We start from the raw sequence: 15,831 nt of genomic DNA on the forward strand, positions 1-15,831 counted from the left end.
GATCAGACCTCCGGAAATGCGAACCGCGCCACGATGCGCCGGCGCCAGGGGCGCGACAGGGGGCTTTCGACGACCCCGTGCCCCGCGTAGGCATGGATGAAGGAGGCGCGCGCGCCGGTCTCGGCCTGCACGCCCAGATGCTTGGCCACGGCCCCGTCCATCATGCGGAACAGCAGCACCTCGCCCGGGCGCCCGGGTCCGGTGGCGGGCACCAGGTGCCGCCGCGCCGCGCGCCAGAGCCGTTCCTCTCCGCCCGGTTCGGACCAGTCGCGGCTGTAGGCGGGGATCGCCTCGGGTTCGGCCCCGTGCCGCTCGCGCCAGATGCCGCGCAGCAGCCCGAGGCAATCCGTCCCCGCGCCCCTGACCGAGGCCTGGTGCAGATAGGGCGTGCCGATCCAGCCCCGTGCGATGGCGACCACGTCGGTCATGGGGTTCTCCTTCCTTGTGGCCCTCCACGGGGCCGTCCGGGTCCGATCAGGGTCACGAGGTCCCGGCGCGTCTTTCCGGGGGGGCTTGGTGCGTTTTCCGGGCGTTGGAGCGACTCCCGGGGGGTTGGCGCGTCTCCGCGAGGTCCCGGCGCAAGGCCGGGACACCCACGCCCCACGCGTCCCGGCCCCCGAGCCGGGACCCCGCGGATCGGGATACCTCTACTCCGCCCCGGAACCCCGCCGACCATAAGACCACCGCTGCGCCCCGGGGCCCCGCCGACCGAAAAACCTCCACCGCACGCCGCCATATCACCGCCGGCTCCCGCCGCCGGTCGCGCCGCTCTGCGCGGGCATGACGGTCATCCAATCCTCGCCCGGGATGTCCGGGAAACCTTGGTAATTCAGAAGGTTGTTGAACTTGTACCGGCAGGTTTCCATTCGCTTGTCGCAGCCCGCCTCGATCCGGATACGGTCGCCCACCGACAGCGGCGCGCGCAGCGCCTGCCAGAGGTCGACATGCCGCGCGCCCTCGGCGATCACGTCCCGTTTCACCACGCCGGAAAGCCCTTCTGCCGCGCCATCCAGAACCACCAGTCTGCCACGGGCGAACCACCCGGCTTCGAAATCCGGAAGGCCCGGCAGAACAAGCCGCTGCCCCTCCTCGACCCCCAGCACCTCGGCCTCGGCGGCATAGCCCGGCGCCCCCAGGTCCACCCCGCAGGCCGCGTCCCCCAGCACCGCCCCGCAGGGCGTCTGGTAGACCCGGCCGCGCGGCTGGTTCAGCGCCTCGGTCAGGCCCCGCAGTTCCGCCGTGAAGGCCCCGCCCGCGCGCCGGATCTCTCCGATCGTGCCGCGGAACATCAGCTGCCGCTGCGCCACGTCGGTCCAGTTCACCAGCCAGGCGCGCACCCCGGCCCCGTCGAACCGGCCCGCGTCGATATCCGCCTCGCGGATCGCCGCATCGGTCAGCGCGCCGATGGCCTCGGAATTGTCCACCGCCAGCCCCGTCCCCCGTTGCAGCGCCAGCGCCGAGAGCCCGCTGTCGGCGCGGAAGTCGATGCCCTCGAAGACCAGCCCCCGGTCATGATCGGTGAACCCCATCACCACACCATCCGCCCGGTCGATGGCCCAGGCATGGCAGGTCGTGGTGACGCCGGTGGCCAGATGCGCGGCCAGCCCCTCGTGGAACGCCATCAGACCCGAAGCTCCACCACCGGGACGCTCGGCATGTCGCCGGCCTGGAACGAGGCGACCGAGGTGGCGATCCGGTCGGTGTCGAACCGCACCGGCACGTCGAATTCGAACCCCGCCGTCACCTCGGCCTCGTGAACCGGGGCCTCTTGCAGAACGATCGTGCCGGTCGTGGTGTCGACCTCGAAATGCGCCCCCTCCCGAAGCTCGGACCCGTTCACCCCGACCCGAACGGTGCCCGCGACCGGCTTGGTGATCTCGCGCCGCGCCGTTTGCATGCCGGATCGATAGGTCTTGCAAAGCTGGAAGGTGTCGGTCAGCCCGTCGCCCCGTGCAAGCAGCTGATCGGTATGCGAGATTTCCCCCGTTGGCAGGCAGGAGCGGTAGTCCGACCAGTCCTTCCACCGGAACCCGCAAAGCTGGCCCTGCCGGGCCTCGAAAAAGGCCAGCAGCGTCTCGATATCGTCGAGCGACCGCATCGAGACGCCCGCGTCGTAGCGCCGGCGCGACTGCGACCAGGGCGCGTTGCGTTCCTCGAACCCGTTGGCAAGGGTGACGATCTCGGTCCGCCGCTCCGGCCCTCCGGACGAACCGAAGGAGAGCGCGGCGGGAAAGCGGATATCGTGGAAGGTCATGGGGTTGGCTCCTGTGGTGGATCGGCACAAAGCTCACGGACGGGCATCAAGTCGAGGGCAGCGCCGGCCCGCGGGGTGGCGCATAAGCGCCGCCCCAGGGGGGCGGGTCGGCGCTGCCCGGCGTGAACGCCGGGCGGGACGTTCGACAATGGTGCACTCATGGATGTTATCCCGTCCCACACGCTCAGCACCCCCCTCACCGGTTCCGCTGCCCCCGCGCCAGCGCGCGGCTCATCTGGCTGGCGACCTGCGCCTGGCTGCGGCGAAAGCTCTCGGCGTCGGGCGTCTGGATGTTCATCACCACCGTCACCGGCCGCCCGCCCTGCGCCTTCACGCCCAGCCGTCCGTCCGGCCCGCGCGAGAGCGGCATGATCGCCTCGGGCCCCGCCTCGCCCATCAGCCCGGTGCCGCCGCGCATCGGGAAAGTGACCGGCCCGCGCACCACGCCGCCATCGGCGAAGGGCATCACCCGCCCCTGCGAGAACGCGCCCCCCTGCGCAAAGGGCATCATGGTCTGGAACAGCCCGCCGACGCCCCGGGCGATCAGCCCGCCGAAATGGTCCGTCACCGGCCGCACGGCCGCCGAATAGGCCGAGGAAATCACCGAATTCGCCACGGTGCCGAGCGCATCGGAAAGCTTCGCCCCGTCCATGACGACGGAATCCAGCGCCCGGCGCAGACCGCGCGACAGGCCCCGCTCCAGCGTCTGCACATCCTTGCCCGTCTCGGCCAGCGCGGCGCGCATCCGGCGCAACTCGCTGTCGAAGCCCGCCGCCATGCCCGCCGCCCCGCCAAGCGAGACCTCGAGCGCCTCGACCTGCGACTGAAGATCGCCAAGCCCCTCAAATTCCTCGATCATTCCCGCCTCCTTCGCCATCCGGATAGGCCGCCAGCAATTCGTCCAGCCGCGCGCGCCGCAACGGCGCGGGGGCGGCATCGCCCAGCATCAGCCGCAGTTCCGCCGGGGTCAGCGCCCAGAATTCCGCCGGGCGCAGGCCCAGCCCCTTCACCCCAGTCCGGAGCAGCGCGGGCCAGTCGAAACCGGTCATTCCGCTTCCCCCGGCAGGGCGAAGGCCCGCGTCAGAAGCTCGGCCGCGGCGCGCGACGCGCCGACCGGCCCGCCCGCGATATCCGCCGTCATCAGGTCCGCCGCCGCGCCCTGCCACCCGCCCCCGCGCAGGCCCGCGACGATCAGCGCAAGCACATCGCGCGAGGAAAAGGACGAGGTTTCGAACCGTTGCACCAGGTCGACCAGCGATCCCGCGCCCAAACCCGCCTCGAGTTCCGCCAGCGCGCCGAGGGTCAGCCGCATCACCTGCCGCTGCCCGTCGATCACCAGCGCGACCTCTCCTGCATGGGGATTGGCCATCAGATCGCCGTGAAGCTCAGGGCCCCGGCCGAGGCCAGGGCCATTTCATACGTCGCCTCGCCGTCGTGGGCCCCGGCGTATTCGATCGCGGTCACCTGAAACGGCCCCTCGATGATGCCGAAATCGGGGATGACCACCTGGAAATCCGGCGTCTCCCCGTCAAAGAAGATCTGCCGCGCGCGTTCGTCCGAGCCTTCGTCGCGGAACACCCCCGCCCCCGAGATCGAGGCCGAGCGGACCCCCGCGCCCCCCAGCAATTCGCGCCAGCCGCCCTGGCTCTCCAGGCTGGTCACATCGACCGCCTCGGCGTTGAAGCTGACGCGGGTGGCACGCAGGCCCGCCAGCGTCTGGAATGTCCCGTCGTCGGACATGTCGACCTTGATCAAAAGGTCCTTGCCATTCTGGGCTGCCATCTTTCCGTCTCCTTACAAGGGGTTAATCGTCGTCGAGCAGGGCGCGGAAGGTCATGTCGATCCGCCTCTGCTGCCCGGCCTCGTCGCGCCGCGCGCGGGCCTTCACGAAATTCAGCGTCACCACCCGGCCGCGATCGAGCGCGGGCAAGGCAGAGGCCAGAACGTCCGATACGGCACCGGCCACGGCCTTGGCCTCCTGGAACCCGCCCGCATCCGTCACGACCGAGATCACGAAATCATGCCGCGCGCCCTGCACCGTCCGATCCGACCGCTCGCGCGCCCGTTCGGGGCCGAGCGAGACATAGAGCGCCGGGATCGAACCGGCCGGCGGCGCGTCGAAAACCGCAGTGCCGACAAGGGCCTGCAGGGCCGCATCGGCGCTGAGCGCGGCATAGACCGCCTTTTGCAACGCGACCGAAAGCGCATAGGTCATGCCGCCACCTCCTCGGTCGCGAAACAGGTCAGGAACCGGCCCTGCGGATCGCGTTCCGCCACCGCCTCGATCCGGAAGAGCCGCGCGCCCTCGCGGAACCGCTGCCCGGCCTGCGGGCGCGAGACCACGCCGACCGGCGCGCCGCGCACCACGATGCGATAGGCGGTGCGCCCCGTGGCCACCTGGCCGTATTCCGTGCCCCGCCCGGTGCGGGCGGTGACGTCGGCCCAGACCTCGCCCAGTTCGACCCAGACCTCGGTGAACCCGCCCGAGGCATCCGGCACACGCTGCGGATCCTCGAGCTTGAGCAGGCGGTTGAGATGCGCGGTCATGTCCGGCCCCCGTGCAGCAGGCGCAACGGCCGGTAGCGTTCGATGAGAGAGGTCACGCCGAAGGGCATGCAGCCGCCGCCCAGCCCCGTCGCCTCGCGGTGTTCGTAGTAATGCGCGGCCAGCAGCATCACCGCCTGCGCCAGGTCCGCCGGAAGGTCGGACCACGCGGGGCCGAAGCCGGCGGTAAAGCGGATGCGGATCCGCCCGTCGGCGGGGGGCCAGGGCAACCCGCCGCTCCGGCCGCAGAGCGCGGGAAAGCTGAGGTCCTTTTCCAGCCGGTAGCGCGCCGGGTCGACCACCGTCACGGCTTCGTCGCCGTCCAGCAGCGCGACCTCGATCAGCGCGGTGACCGGCCCGACCGGCAGCACCGCGCGCAGGTCGTCGCGCCAGGTCGGAAAGGACCAGGTGAAATCGCGCGTCATCAGGACCTTGCCGGTCCGCCCCTCGATGGCCGACATGGCGGCGCGCAGGAAGGAGTCGAGCACCGCATCCTGCACCGTGTCGCCGGTGAACCCCCGTCCGAGGCGCAGATGCGCCTTGAAATCCTCGACCGGCAAGGCGGCCGTTTCTACATCGGTGTCTTCGATCAACATTCCCGAACCCTTTCGATTGCCGCCCTCCGGCGCGTGCCCGTCCACGCTGATGCGGACGGAGGGAGCAGCTGGTCAGCGCCTTGTCCGACGGCCACGCGCCCGCCGGAGGCCGTCAGGCCCCCGACGACCCGAGGCCTCAGGAGGCCCCGAATTTCAGCAGCTTGATCGCCGCGAAATCGCTCACGTCGCCGCCGACGCGCTTGGTCGCATAGAACAGAACGTGCGGTTTGGCGCTGAACGGATCACGCAGGACCCGCAGGTCGGGACGCTCGGCGACCGTGTAGCCGGCGTGGAAATCCCCGAAGGCGATGGCGAAGCTGTTCGAGGCGATGTCGGGCATGTCCTCGGCCAGCAGCACGGGATAGCCCATCAGCCGCGCGGGTTCCCCGGCGGCGAGGCTGTCGGTCCAGAGGAACCGCCCCTCGGCATCCTTGAGCTTGCGCACGGCACCGGCGGTTTTGGAGTTCATCACGAAGGTGCCGTTGGCCCGGTAGCGCGCACCGAGCGCGTAGACCAGATCGACCACCGCATCGACCGGATCGTTCAGATCGAACCCCCCGTCCTGCCCCGTGGCGATGTAGCCCAGGTTGCCCCAGGACCAGCCGGCATTCGCAACCGCAGGATGATCGAGCATCCCCGTGGGCTTGTCGCTGCCGTCGCCCGAGATGAAGGCCGCGGCCTCGGAGCGGGCGAACTTGTCGGCAATGCGCTCGGCCAGCCAGGCCTCGATGTCGAAGGCGCTGTCGTCGAGCAGCCGCTGCGAGGCCTTGGGCAGCGCGGCCAGCTCGAAGAGCGGGATCGAGATGCGGTCCATCGTCGAGGTGTCGGTCTCGCTCAGCGCACCGGTTTCCGTGACCCAGCCGGTGCCCACATCGGTGGTATCGACCAGCACGTCATACGAGGTCGCCTCGACCGTCACGACATTGGCCACCTGGCGCAGCGAGGCGGCGGAATGCAGCACGCCCCGGATCGTCTCGGAGGTCTGCGGATCGACGAGATAGCCGCCATCCCCCGCGACGGCGGTGGTCATCGCCTTGCCCTCGAGGTCGAGCCCGCGCAGCCCGTCGTCATCGCCCGAGCGGAGATAGGCGTTGAACGCCTTTTGATGCGGCGCGCCCCGGTCGGCCTCGGTGGCCAGCGCGGGGCGGTGGCCGATGTTCGTCTTGCGGTCAAGCATGGTCATACGGTTTTCCTGTTGTTTCATCCGGTCCGTCACCTGGTCCCGGAAGGTCTGGAATTCGGTCACGAAGCCCGCGACGGCGGCCTTCACCTCGGCGGCCGGAGACAAGGCTTCTCCGTGCCGAGAAATGCTCTCGGGTGTTTCCATCTCTCTGTCCCTTCGGTTCAGCCGGGCCTGCGCCCCGCCATGGTCAGCCGCGCGTCGTCGAAGACCGCCGCCAGGTCGCGCAGCGTGTCGCCCGGGGTATCCCCCTTGGCCGCCACCCGCGCACTGGGCAGCATCGGGAAGGTCACCAGCGACACCTCCCAAAGCTCCAGTTCCATGAGGGTGCGTCCGCCCCCCTCGTTCTTGGTCGCCCGCCGCGTCCGGTAGCCGACCGACAGCCCGTCGATCGCGCCCGCCCGGATCAGAGCGGCGGCTTCTTTCGCCCGGGCCACGCCGTCAAGCAGACGACCCGCGACCCACAACCCTTGATTGTCTTCACGCATCTCGGTCCAGACACCGATCGGCTGTGCCGGATCGTGCTGCCAGAGCATCTTTGCCCCGCGCCCCGAGGCCAGCGAAGCCGCGAAAGCGCCCCTCTGAACCACGTCGCCACCCTGATCCTCGGCCCCGAAGCGCGAGGCGTAGCCCGCGATCCCGAGGTCGTCGGAGACCGAGAGATCGGCGTCGAAGGCGCAGAATTTATGTTCAAGTTCCATTGGTTGATCCCTGTCCCTGTGATCGGAGAAGAGGTAAACTCATCATTAAGGCAGCTGGACTAAGAAGCTCTGGAAGGCTTCTGCAAGTATCACCGCAACCACCCCGTAGACGGTCAGCCACAATCGCCGCTCGAGCCGTTCGATCGCCGTTTCCAGCCGGGCAAGCCGGTCCTGCAACCCGTCGATCTGCAACCTTGAGACGCGTTCATGGGCCTCCAGCCGCAGCGCGGGCGCGCAGTCGAAACTCTCGAATCCGTAACGTCTTGGCGGGCGTTGCTCAGTCATCGGGCGACTCCGCCGGCAGTCCGAGCATCGACCGTTTCTCGGCCCGCGTGAGGAAGTCCGCCGATGCCACCCGGGCCCAGTGCGCGTCCCGTTCCGCCGAGAGAGCGGGCACCCGGTCGAGGTCCGGCGTCATGGCTGCGGCGTCTCCGGTAAAGCCCTGCAGCCAGGCCGAGACCGCCGCCGTCACCCGCGTCGCCAGCGGCAGCACGGTCAGGCGGAAGAACGCGCGATGCGCCTCCTGGTAATTGGCGTAGGTCGCGTCGCCGGGAATCCCCAGCAGCATGGGCGGCACCCCGAAGGCCAGCGCGATGTCGCGCGCCGCGGCCTCTTTCGTGCGGTGGAATTCCATGTCCGAGGGCGAGAACCCCATCGGTTTCCAGTCGAGCCCGCCTTCCAGCAGCATCGGCCGGCCCGCGTTGCGCGCGCCCATGTGATGCGCCTCCAACTCGTTGGAAAGACGGTCGAACTGGTCCGAGGAGAGCGAGGCCCCGTCGGTGGCCCCGTAGACCAGCGCGCCGGAGGGACGGGCCGCATTGTCCAGGAGCGCCTTGGCCCAGCCCGAGGCGGAATTGTGCACGTCGAGCGCCTGCGCCGCCGCCTGGAGGGCCGAGAGGCCGTAGTGGTCGTCCTGCGGGTGGAAATTGCGGATATGCAGCACCGGCGTCCGCGCGCCACCGGCGGGAAAGCGGTGCTTGCGGCCGCCCACGGCATATTCATGGGCGACCGGCCAGCCATCGGCCCCCGGCACCACCGCCATGCGATCGGAACGCAGCACGTGAAGCTCCACCGGTGCGCCCTCCTCCGCCGCGACGGCCTCGAGATAGGCGTTGCCGGTCAGCGCGAGCTGGCCGTAGAGCGCCTCGAACAGCTCCGCCCGGCCCTGGCCCGCGTTCGGACGGGCCATGAGGTCGATCAGCGGGTGCGTCTCGTAGCGGGCGGTCCCGTCCTGACAGGTCAGCGGCAGGGCGGCGGCGGCCTCGGCGATCATCTTGACCGCACGGTGCACCACCGGGTTGCCGGCGAACCCGCTGCGGGTCAGAGAGGCCATGTCGCGCGGCGACCAGGCCACGCGGCCGGCCGAGTGATACGAGATCACCGGGCCCGTGGCGCTGGCCTTGGTCTCGGGCACCTCTGCCTCGCGCCGGAAATAGTCGATCACACCCATGGTCACTCCTTTCGCCCTGCTGGCGTCGCGAGAGAGGTTTTCTCAATAAATCGTTAAAAGGGACTTCCTAGAGCGAACGCACCCTCGGCTCGCGATGCAACGCCCCCGCCTCGATCACCAGTTCGGTCAGGGCCCAGACCAGCGCGTCCAGCCGGTCGGGCGAGCCCTTGCCCTCGTAGCCGCGCATGGTCATGGCGCAGAGCTGATCCTCGAGCGCGCCGAGGCCCCGCAGGTGATGCACCCGCCCCTGTTCGTAGAGCGCCGCGACAGGTTCGGCCCGCGCGGCCTTGCCCCGCGCGGCATGGACCTTTTTCAGTGGAACGAGCGGATCGACCTGCCGCATCACCGCCTCGACCAGATCGCCGCCCTGGTTCACCTCGGCCACGATGCGGTCGCCGCCGTGGCGGTGCAGCGCGGCGATGGCGGCCTCGGCCCATTGCACGGGCGTGGCGGCATGGACGGTGGCGTCTTCGAGCACATAGGCCTTCCAGTCGCCGGGATCGCCGCGCGACACGATACCCGCGACCACGATCCCGCATTCGTCCGATCCTGCGTGCCCTGTCACCGGCGGGTCCACGGCGACGACGATCCGGTCGAGATCGGGGGGCGCCTCGACGCGCCCGGCCTCGAGCATGGCGGGGGTCCAGAGCGCGCCCTCGGCCGCGTCCAGCATCACGCCGTCCAGCTCCTGCCGGCCCAGCCCGGTGCCGGCGTAGCGCGCCCGCACCTCGGCGAGGAACGAGTCGGCGAGGTTGGCGCGGTTGGCCTCGGTCGGGGCATGGGTGGTGACGGTCGAGTCCATCTCCAGCAGGTCCTTGAGCACGCCGACGTTGCGCGGCGTGGTGGTGACGCAGACGCGGGGGGCATCGCCGAGGCGCAGGGCGAATTGCAGCATGTCCCAGCTGTCACGGCCCCGGCGCCACTTGCCCAGCTCGTCCGCCCAGGCGCCGTCGAACTGCGGCCCGCGCAGCCCCTCGGGTTCATGGGCGGAAAAGGCATAGGCGACGGCGCCGTTCGGCCAGACCAGCCGCTTGCGCGTGGCTTCCCACTCCGGGCGGCGGTCGGGGGGCGAACAGGCCATGATCCCGCTGTCGCCGAAGATCATCACCTCGCGCACCTGGTCGATCGTCTCGCCCACCAGCGCGATCCGTTTGCAGCGGCCCTTGTCCAGCGGCCGGTCGCCCTCGACCTGCGCGCGCACCCATTCCGCCCCGGCGCGCGTCTTGCCCGCGCCGCGCCCGCCCAGGATCACCCAGGAGCGCCAGTCGCCCTCGGGCGGCAATTGATGCGGCATGGCCCAGAATTCGAAGAGGTAAGGGAGAGCCAGAAGCTCTCCCTCGGTCAGTTCCTCAAGAAAAAGGTCCTGAACCACAGCATCCTCTGAGGCGATCCAGCTTGCACCCGATCTGATCCCGGGCCTCGCCGAGATCGAATCCGGTGTCTCCTGCAATTCCCAGTTCCTTTCTGCGTTCTTCATTGACCCGTGCCTCCACGTCGTATGCGAGTTTGAGAAATGACCGGACGTCCCCGGCGCATCTGAGCGCCTCTCGGGTGTGGCCCGGCTCTTCGCTCTGCACATAGCCCTGGACCATGCGCAGATCGGATTTGAGCCGTTTTAGCTCGTCGAGGATTTCCTCGATCTGACCAGTGAGTTCGCTGGTCCCCGGCTCTGCTTGAATGAGAGTCATTGTGATTGCCCTTTATTGTTATTGTTGGCCCGCCTCGCGTTTCGGCACGAAAAAAGGCCCGCGGGGCGATATGCCCCGGGGCCTTGCTCATGCCTGTTCCAGCATGGGGTTACTTGTACGTTAATGCGGACGGTCGGTCAAATCGGCGCCGCGGAGGACCGTGCGTTGCGTGGGCAGGCCAGCGGCCAGGGACAATGATGCCGTACCAGGCGAACGATTCGCGTCGCGTCGGGTGCAGTAGACGATCTCGGCCGGCGCTGCGATTGCGTGCAATGTCGGAACGACGCACCACCATGACGTGCGGCACGGTGATTTTTTCCATGAAGTGGCGCAACTTATTGGCACTACACCCGATGCCTCTAATGCTGTACACCGGTTCAAACCCGGGGCAATTGCGTTTTTGCAATCACGCCATTTCAGCGCCGAGCCGTGTTTGCGCAAGGATTCGCCGAGACTCTTTTTTGATTCACGGGGGTTTTGCGGTTAACTTGGTTTCGTATGTATTACTTAGGGGGAAAATTAAATTGACATACACGTTAAAAATGACCGCCGCCACTGCCGTGGCAATCCTTTCACTGGCCGGGGCGGCTTCGGCCGCGACCATGATCGAAACATTCGACACGAACCCGCCAATCGCGGAAAACCAGGCGCCGGGGGTCTACTACGAGGACCGCTATCCGCCGGCCGGTTTTGAATCCGAACACTTCGACGGCGACAACCGCCTGAAGGTGACACTGAGCGAAGATGACGGCGAGGACGGCCGCCCCAAAGCCTTCGATTCGAGCTTCTACAATACGCAGGGCCGGAAACTGGACACGCCAGGGGCAACGGCTGCGTCTATCGACATCTATATCGCTGACGAGTTCACGACAGCCGACAACCGGATCGGCGGCCTCTGGGGTTCGTCCTCCAGCCCGATAACGGCACCCGATCTAGTCTACCCGATCATCGAATTCCACGGAAGCGCCACCGGTGGCAGCTTCAATGTTTGGGATAGCAACAACGGCGGCTGGCAGGATCTCGGCCTGCCCGGAAGCTTTACCAGCGACAACTGGTACACAATCGGTTTCGTGATCGACAGTGTGGCCAACACCATCAATTATTTCCTGGATGGCACCCTGTCATACACGGACACTGATGCTCAGGGCGCGCTTCCTCTGGATAATGTGATCATCCAGGCCATCAACACTCCGGAAGGCATCGACCGGACGATCTACTTCGACAACCTTTCGATCACGACGCCGGCCGTTCCGCTTCCCGCGGGCCTGCCGCTGATCGCCTCGGCGCTCGGCATCTTCGGCGCCCTGCGGCTGAAAAAGCGCAAGGCCGCCTGAACGCGGTCGACAGCGACGCGAACCTTTGGAACGGGGCCCTCGGGCCCCGTTTTCTTGTGGCCACACGCCCGGCCCCTCACCGCGCATCGACCGACCGGACGGCCTCCGGCAAGCCGGCCGGAATGACGTTCGGCCGCGTGGTTTACATTCCCCTTCAGAGTTGCCACCTTTGTGGGCGAAACATCGAGCAACCCGCGTCGTGCGCGGCCTCGACAAATTCACGACTTCCCGAAAGGATATCCACCATGACCCAGGCAAAGCCGGGCGACACCCTGCATCTTCACTATACCGGCAAACTCGACGACGGCACCGTCTTCGACAGTTCCGAGGGGAGCGACCCGCTGTCCTTCGAGCTGGGCTCGGGCCAGATCATCCCCGGCCTCGAGGCCGGCATCACCGGCATGGAGGTGGGCGAGACCCGCACCGTCAAGGTCGAGCCGGAAGACGCCTATGGCGCGCATCAGCCCGAACGGATGCAGGCCGTGGACCGCGCCAGCGTCCCCGACGACATTCCGACCGACCCCGGCACGCAGCTGCAGGTCCAGACGCAGGACGGCCAGTCCCTGAACGTCACCATCGCAGACGTGACCGAGGACGAGCTGATCCTCGATGCCAACCACCCGCTGGCCGGCAAGACGCTGACCTTCGACGTGGAACTGGTCGAGATCGCGTAAGGCGACACCGGCGGCGGCTGATCCTTCGGGATGCCGCCGCCGAGAAGCCTCGCAGTCCAGATTTCCGTTTCGCCGGCGTCCGGCGTGATGGAACCGGCCAGCCCAAGCATCGTCTCAAGGCGACCGCCTCCGGTTCGAGCCTGCGGAAATTCATCCACGAGAGCGCCCCGGGCGCCATTCGGGCGGGTGGCAGCAAGGGTGGTCCTGCCCGCCCGCGACGTCACCACGAGCCAAGCCCGCAGGCATGGCAGGTGAATGCGGTAAGTGACCGCCCCTGATCCCCGAACATCCGCCGGGTGCGCATGACCCCCTGAGGGCATCGCGCCACGTCGCTCTAGGTCCCGGCCGGGCGCGGGACCGTCGCACACCCCGCAGAACGCGACGGTGAGATCGGCGGGGGAAGCCCGCAAGAAGATGTCACCCTTCAAGAGACCGCTACGGCCGTGCGACGGGATACGGGCCGGCCTTCGACACCCTCGCCGAGTTGCGCCGCACGGGGGTCAGCCCGTCCTGCGGCATTCCGCGCCGGGTGGCGCGACCGAGCCGCGGGCGCGGATCATCCGGGGGCCGGGGAAAGTCGGGGACCGGACGTCCGCCCCCTCACTGATCCGCCCGCTCCGCCTCGATCTGGCGCCAGCGCGCGACATTCTCGTTGTGCTCGGCCAGGGTGGTCGCGAAGGCATGCCCGCCCGAGCCGTCGGCGACGAAGAACAGATACTCCGTCTCGACCGGGTTCACCGCCGCCTCGATCGAGGCGCGGCCGGGGTTGGCAATCGGCGTGGGCGGCAGCCCGTCGATCTGGTAGGTGTTGTAGGGCGTCTCGGCATCCAGTTCCGACCGGCGCAGGCCGCGGCCCAGCACGCCCTCGCCATTGGTGATGCCGTAGATCACCGTCGGGTCGGTCTGCAGGCGCATTCCCTCGTTCAGGCGGTTCACGAAGACGCTGGCCACCTGCCGGCGTTCCTCGGCCACGCCGGTCTCCTTCTCGATGATCGAGGCCATGATCAGCGCCTCTTCCGGCGTCTCGTAGGGCAGATCGTCGGCGCGGTTCTGCCAGGCGGCGCTCAGGATCGCCTCCTGCGCCACCTGCATCCGGTCGATCAGCGCCATCCGGTCCGACCCGGCCTGCACCTCGTAGCTGTCGGGCGCGAGCGACCCTTCCGCCGGCACCTCGGCCACCTCTCCGGTAAGCGCGTCGACCCGCGAGAGGGCGTCGACCACCTGCCACGAAGTCACCCCCTCGGCCACCACAACGCGATAGATCGTATCCTCGCGCGCGCGCATGGCGGTATAGGCCTCGGGCGCGGGCGCGTCGGCGGCGGGGTCGAAGCTGGCCTGTTCCACATACCGGTTGGCGGCCGGATCAAGCTCGCGCACCAGGACCGAGGCGCTGTTGACGCCGATCCTGTAGACGATCTCGGTTCCGCAGGTATTGGCGCCGCCGCGGGTGACGATGTCGACGATCTCCTCCATCGAGGCCCCCTCGGGCACCCGGAAGGACCCGGCCTTGAGCTGGTCGGTCCTGTCCGTGTAATCCGCGCCGATGCGCAGGATCGCGGCGCTCGAGATCGCGCCCTGCTCTTCCAGGTCGTCCGAGACCGAGGTCAGCCGCGCCCCGGAGGGCACGCGCACGCAGATCGCCTCGGCCAGGGGGCCGGGACCGGTATACTGCTCCTTGCCCCAGAGGAACGCGCCGCCGGCGAGAAAGATGACGACGATCAGGAGCGTGAGGGCGTTGGAGGCGACGGCCTTCCACATCTAGGCGCGCACCTTCCCGAAGATGATCGAGGCGTTGGTGCCGCCGAAGCCGAAGGAATTCGACAGCGCCACGTCGATCTCGCGCTCTTCCTTGCGGTTCGGGGCGAGCGAGAGCCGGGGCTCGACCGCCGGATTGTCGAGGTTGATCGTCGGCGGCGCCACCTGGTCGCGGATGGCGAGGATCGAGAAGATCGCCTCGATCGCGCCGGCCGCGCCCAGCAGGTGCCCGGTGGCGGACTTGGTCGAGGACATGGTGGCGCGCGCGGCCGCCTCCTCGCCCATCAGCCGCTCGACCGCGGCCAGCTCCAGCGTGTCGGCCATGGTCGAGGTGCCGTGCGCGTTGATATAGTCGATGTCGGCGGGGGCCAGGCCGGCCCGTTCGATCGCCGCCTTCATCGAGCGGAAGCCGCCGTCCATCGTCTCGTCCGGCGCGGTGATGTGATAGGCGTCGCCCGACAGGCCGTAGCCCAGGTACTCGCCATAGATCTTCGCGCCGCGCGCCACGGCATGTTCGTATTCCTCGAGCACCACGATGCCCGCGCCCTCGCCCATGACGAACCCGTCGCGACCGGCGTCGTAGGGGCGTGAGGCCCGTGTGGGATCCTCGGCCCATTTGGTCGAGAGCGCCTTGCAGGCGTTGAACCCGGCGATGCCGATCTCGCAGATCGCCGCCTCGGCGCCGCCGGCGACCATCACGTCCGCGTCGCCCCACTGGATCAGCCGCGCCGCGTCGCCGATGGCATGGGCGCCGGTGGAACAGGCGGTGACAACCGAATGGTTCGGCCCCTTGAAGCCGAAGCGGATCTGCACCTGGCCCGAGATCAGGTTGATCAGCGCGCCGGGGATGAAGAACGGCGAGACACGCCGCGGCCCCTTCTCGGCCATCAAGAGCGTCGTCTGTTCGATCGACTGCAGCCCGCCGATGCCCGACCCGATCATCACCCCGGTCCGCAGGCGGCTCTCCTCGTCCTCGGGCGTCCAGCCGGCGTCACGCACCGCCATCTCCGAGGCGGCGATGCCGTAGAGGATGAAATCGTCGACCTTGCGACGCTCCTTCGGCTCCATCCAGTCGTCCGAGTTGAACGTGCCGTCGCTACCGTCGCCGAGGGGAACCTCGCAGGCGTATTTGGTGGTGACCCGACCGGCGTCGAACCGCGTGATGGGGCCCGCGCCCGACTGCCCGTCCAGGATCCGCGACCAGCTTTCCTCGACCCCGCTGGCCAGCGGCGTGACCAGCCCAAGCCCGGTGACAACGACACGACGCATGAATTCCGTCCCCTCTTATTCCGTCAGATGCTCTTACCCCGCCGCCCCCCCGAGGGGCAAGGGGTCGCGCCCACGCCAAGGCGCTTCTCTGCCACCGCGGAATCCGGATGCGCGCCTGCGGCGCATTCGATTCCATCGCGCGCTGCCGCGCGCCCGGCGGAGGGCGCCGCCCTCCGCACCTCCCGGGATACTTGCCGGCAAGAAGAAAGGGTGCATCGTCTTCATCTTGCCCGAAATACTCCAGGGTGAGGCGCGGCACGCGCCGAGGGGCGGCGCCCCTCTACCGGCCGGGAGCGAGCGCCGCGAGGCCGGCCAGTTCGAACAGCATCTGCGCCCCCGCCTGCGCCGTGTTGGAGGTCGGGTCGTAGGAGGGGGCGACCTCGACC

At 68.6% G+C, this 15,831-nt stretch carries 20 protein-coding genes; 2 read left to right on the plus strand and 18 right to left on the minus strand.

Going from position 1 to position 15,831, the window contains the following annotated elements; genetic code table 11:
* Positions 1-2: 2 nt before the first annotated feature.
* The 16 genes from OB2597_RS08590 to OB2597_RS22500 all read right to left on the minus strand — a co-directional run bounded on the left by OB2597_RS08590 (position 3) and on the right by OB2597_RS22500 (position 10,413).
* A complete protein-coding gene (locus tag OB2597_RS08590; protein WP_009805153.1) occupies positions 3-428 on the minus strand; it encodes a C40 family peptidase in 426 nt (141 codons plus the stop codon).
* A 309-nt stretch (positions 429-737) separates the two neighbouring features.
* Positions 738-1,622: a DUF2163 domain-containing protein gene (locus OB2597_RS08595; RefSeq protein ID WP_009805154.1), complete on the minus strand. Its 885-nt coding sequence runs from the start codon at positions 1,620-1,622 to the stop codon at positions 738-740.
* Positions 1,622-2,254 carry a DUF2460 domain-containing protein gene (locus OB2597_RS08600; protein WP_009805155.1) on the minus strand — a complete coding sequence of 211 codons (633 nt, stop codon included), beginning with the start codon at positions 2,252-2,254 and terminating at the stop codon, positions 1,622-1,624. Before OB2597_RS08600 ends, OB2597_RS08595 begins: the two co-directional genes overlap by 1 nt.
* A gap of 196 nt (positions 2,255-2,450) precedes the next feature.
* The gene (locus OB2597_RS08605; RefSeq protein ID WP_009805156.1) at positions 2,451-3,113 is read right to left on the minus strand and encodes a phage tail tape measure protein; all 663 of its coding nucleotides are present in this window, start codon (positions 3,111-3,113) and stop codon (positions 2,451-2,453) included.
* On the minus strand, positions 3,097-3,303 hold the full coding sequence (locus tag OB2597_RS08610; protein ID WP_009805157.1) for a rcc01693 family protein: 207 nt from the start codon (positions 3,301-3,303) through the stop codon (positions 3,097-3,099). Before OB2597_RS08610 ends, OB2597_RS08605 begins: the two co-directional genes overlap by 17 nt.
* A complete protein-coding gene (locus OB2597_RS08615; protein WP_009805158.1) occupies positions 3,300-3,623 on the minus strand; it encodes a gene transfer agent family protein in 324 nt (107 codons plus the stop codon). Before OB2597_RS08615 ends, OB2597_RS08610 begins: the two co-directional genes overlap by 4 nt.
* Complete coding sequence (locus OB2597_RS08620; protein ID WP_009805159.1) at positions 3,623-4,036, minus strand: phage major tail protein, TP901-1 family; 414 nt, start codon at positions 4,034-4,036, stop codon at positions 3,623-3,625. The genes OB2597_RS08615 and OB2597_RS08620 overlap by 1 nt, the downstream gene beginning before the upstream one ends.
* Before the next feature lie 22 nt (positions 4,037-4,058).
* Positions 4,059-4,469 carry a DUF3168 domain-containing protein gene (locus OB2597_RS08625; protein ID WP_009805160.1) on the minus strand — a complete coding sequence of 137 codons (411 nt, stop codon included), beginning with the start codon at positions 4,467-4,469 and terminating at the stop codon, positions 4,059-4,061.
* Positions 4,466-4,801, minus strand: a complete 336-nt coding sequence (locus OB2597_RS08630; protein ID WP_009805161.1) for a head-tail adaptor protein — start codon at positions 4,799-4,801, stop codon at positions 4,466-4,468. The genes OB2597_RS08625 and OB2597_RS08630 overlap by 4 nt, the downstream gene beginning before the upstream one ends.
* Positions 4,798-5,394 carry a head-tail connector protein gene (locus OB2597_RS08635; RefSeq protein ID WP_009805162.1) on the minus strand — a complete coding sequence of 199 codons (597 nt, stop codon included), beginning with the start codon at positions 5,392-5,394 and terminating at the stop codon, positions 4,798-4,800. Before OB2597_RS08635 ends, OB2597_RS08630 begins: the two co-directional genes overlap by 4 nt.
* 136 nt (positions 5,395-5,530) lie before the next feature.
* Positions 5,531-6,721 carry a phage major capsid protein gene (locus tag OB2597_RS08640; RefSeq protein ID WP_009805163.1) on the minus strand — a complete coding sequence of 397 codons (1,191 nt, stop codon included), beginning with the start codon at positions 6,719-6,721 and terminating at the stop codon, positions 5,531-5,533.
* Positions 6,722-6,738: 17 nt separating this feature from the next.
* Positions 6,739-7,275, minus strand: a complete 537-nt coding sequence (locus OB2597_RS08645; protein WP_009805164.1) for an HK97 family phage prohead protease — start codon at positions 7,273-7,275, stop codon at positions 6,739-6,741.
* Positions 7,276-7,320: 45 nt separating this feature from the next.
* A complete protein-coding gene (locus OB2597_RS08650) occupies positions 7,321-7,560 on the minus strand; it encodes a GTA head formation protein, RCAP_rcc01685 family (protein ID WP_009805165.1) in 240 nt (79 codons plus the stop codon).
* On the minus strand, positions 7,553-8,725 hold the full coding sequence (locus OB2597_RS08655; RefSeq protein ID WP_009805166.1) for a phage portal protein: 1,173 nt from the start codon (positions 8,723-8,725) through the stop codon (positions 7,553-7,555). The genes OB2597_RS08650 and OB2597_RS08655 overlap by 8 nt, the downstream gene beginning before the upstream one ends.
* A 67-nt stretch (positions 8,726-8,792) precedes the next feature.
* Positions 8,793-10,136 (minus strand): DNA-packaging protein, encoded by a 1,344-nt coding sequence (locus OB2597_RS08660; RefSeq protein WP_050759271.1) that lies wholly within the window; start codon positions 10,134-10,136, stop codon positions 8,793-8,795.
* A complete protein-coding gene (locus OB2597_RS22500; protein WP_161601039.1) occupies positions 10,075-10,413 on the minus strand; it encodes a hypothetical protein in 339 nt (112 codons plus the stop codon). The genes OB2597_RS08660 and OB2597_RS22500 overlap by 62 nt, the downstream gene beginning before the upstream one ends.
* Before the next feature lie 524 nt (positions 10,414-10,937).
* Here OB2597_RS22500 and OB2597_RS08665 point away from each other — a divergent pair.
* Both OB2597_RS08665 and OB2597_RS08670 read left to right on the plus strand, forming a co-directional pair.
* Complete coding sequence (locus OB2597_RS08665) at positions 10,938-11,747, plus strand: VPLPA-CTERM sorting domain-containing protein (RefSeq protein WP_148234701.1); 810 nt, start codon at positions 10,938-10,940, stop codon at positions 11,745-11,747.
* Positions 11,748-11,992: 245 nt separating this feature from the next.
* Complete coding sequence (locus tag OB2597_RS08670; protein WP_009805169.1) at positions 11,993-12,421, plus strand: FKBP-type peptidyl-prolyl cis-trans isomerase; 429 nt, start codon at positions 11,993-11,995, stop codon at positions 12,419-12,421.
* Positions 12,422-13,021: 600 nt separating this feature from the next.
* On the opposite strand, the gene mltG is transcribed toward OB2597_RS08670, so the two are convergent.
* Positions 13,022-14,179, minus strand: a complete 1,158-nt coding sequence (gene mltG, locus OB2597_RS08675) for an endolytic transglycosylase MltG (protein ID WP_009805170.1) — start codon at positions 14,177-14,179, stop codon at positions 13,022-13,024.
* Positions 14,180-15,445, minus strand: coding sequence for a beta-ketoacyl-ACP synthase II (gene fabF, locus OB2597_RS08680; RefSeq protein WP_009805171.1), 1,266 nt, complete (start codon positions 15,443-15,445; stop codon positions 14,180-14,182).
* Between the last annotated feature and the right edge of the window lie 386 nt (positions 15,446-15,831).

The sequence above is a fragment of the Pseudooceanicola batsensis HTCC2597 genome (assembly GCF_000152725.1).
GTDB lineage: Bacteria > Pseudomonadota > Alphaproteobacteria > Rhodobacterales > Rhodobacteraceae > Pseudooceanicola > Pseudooceanicola batsensis.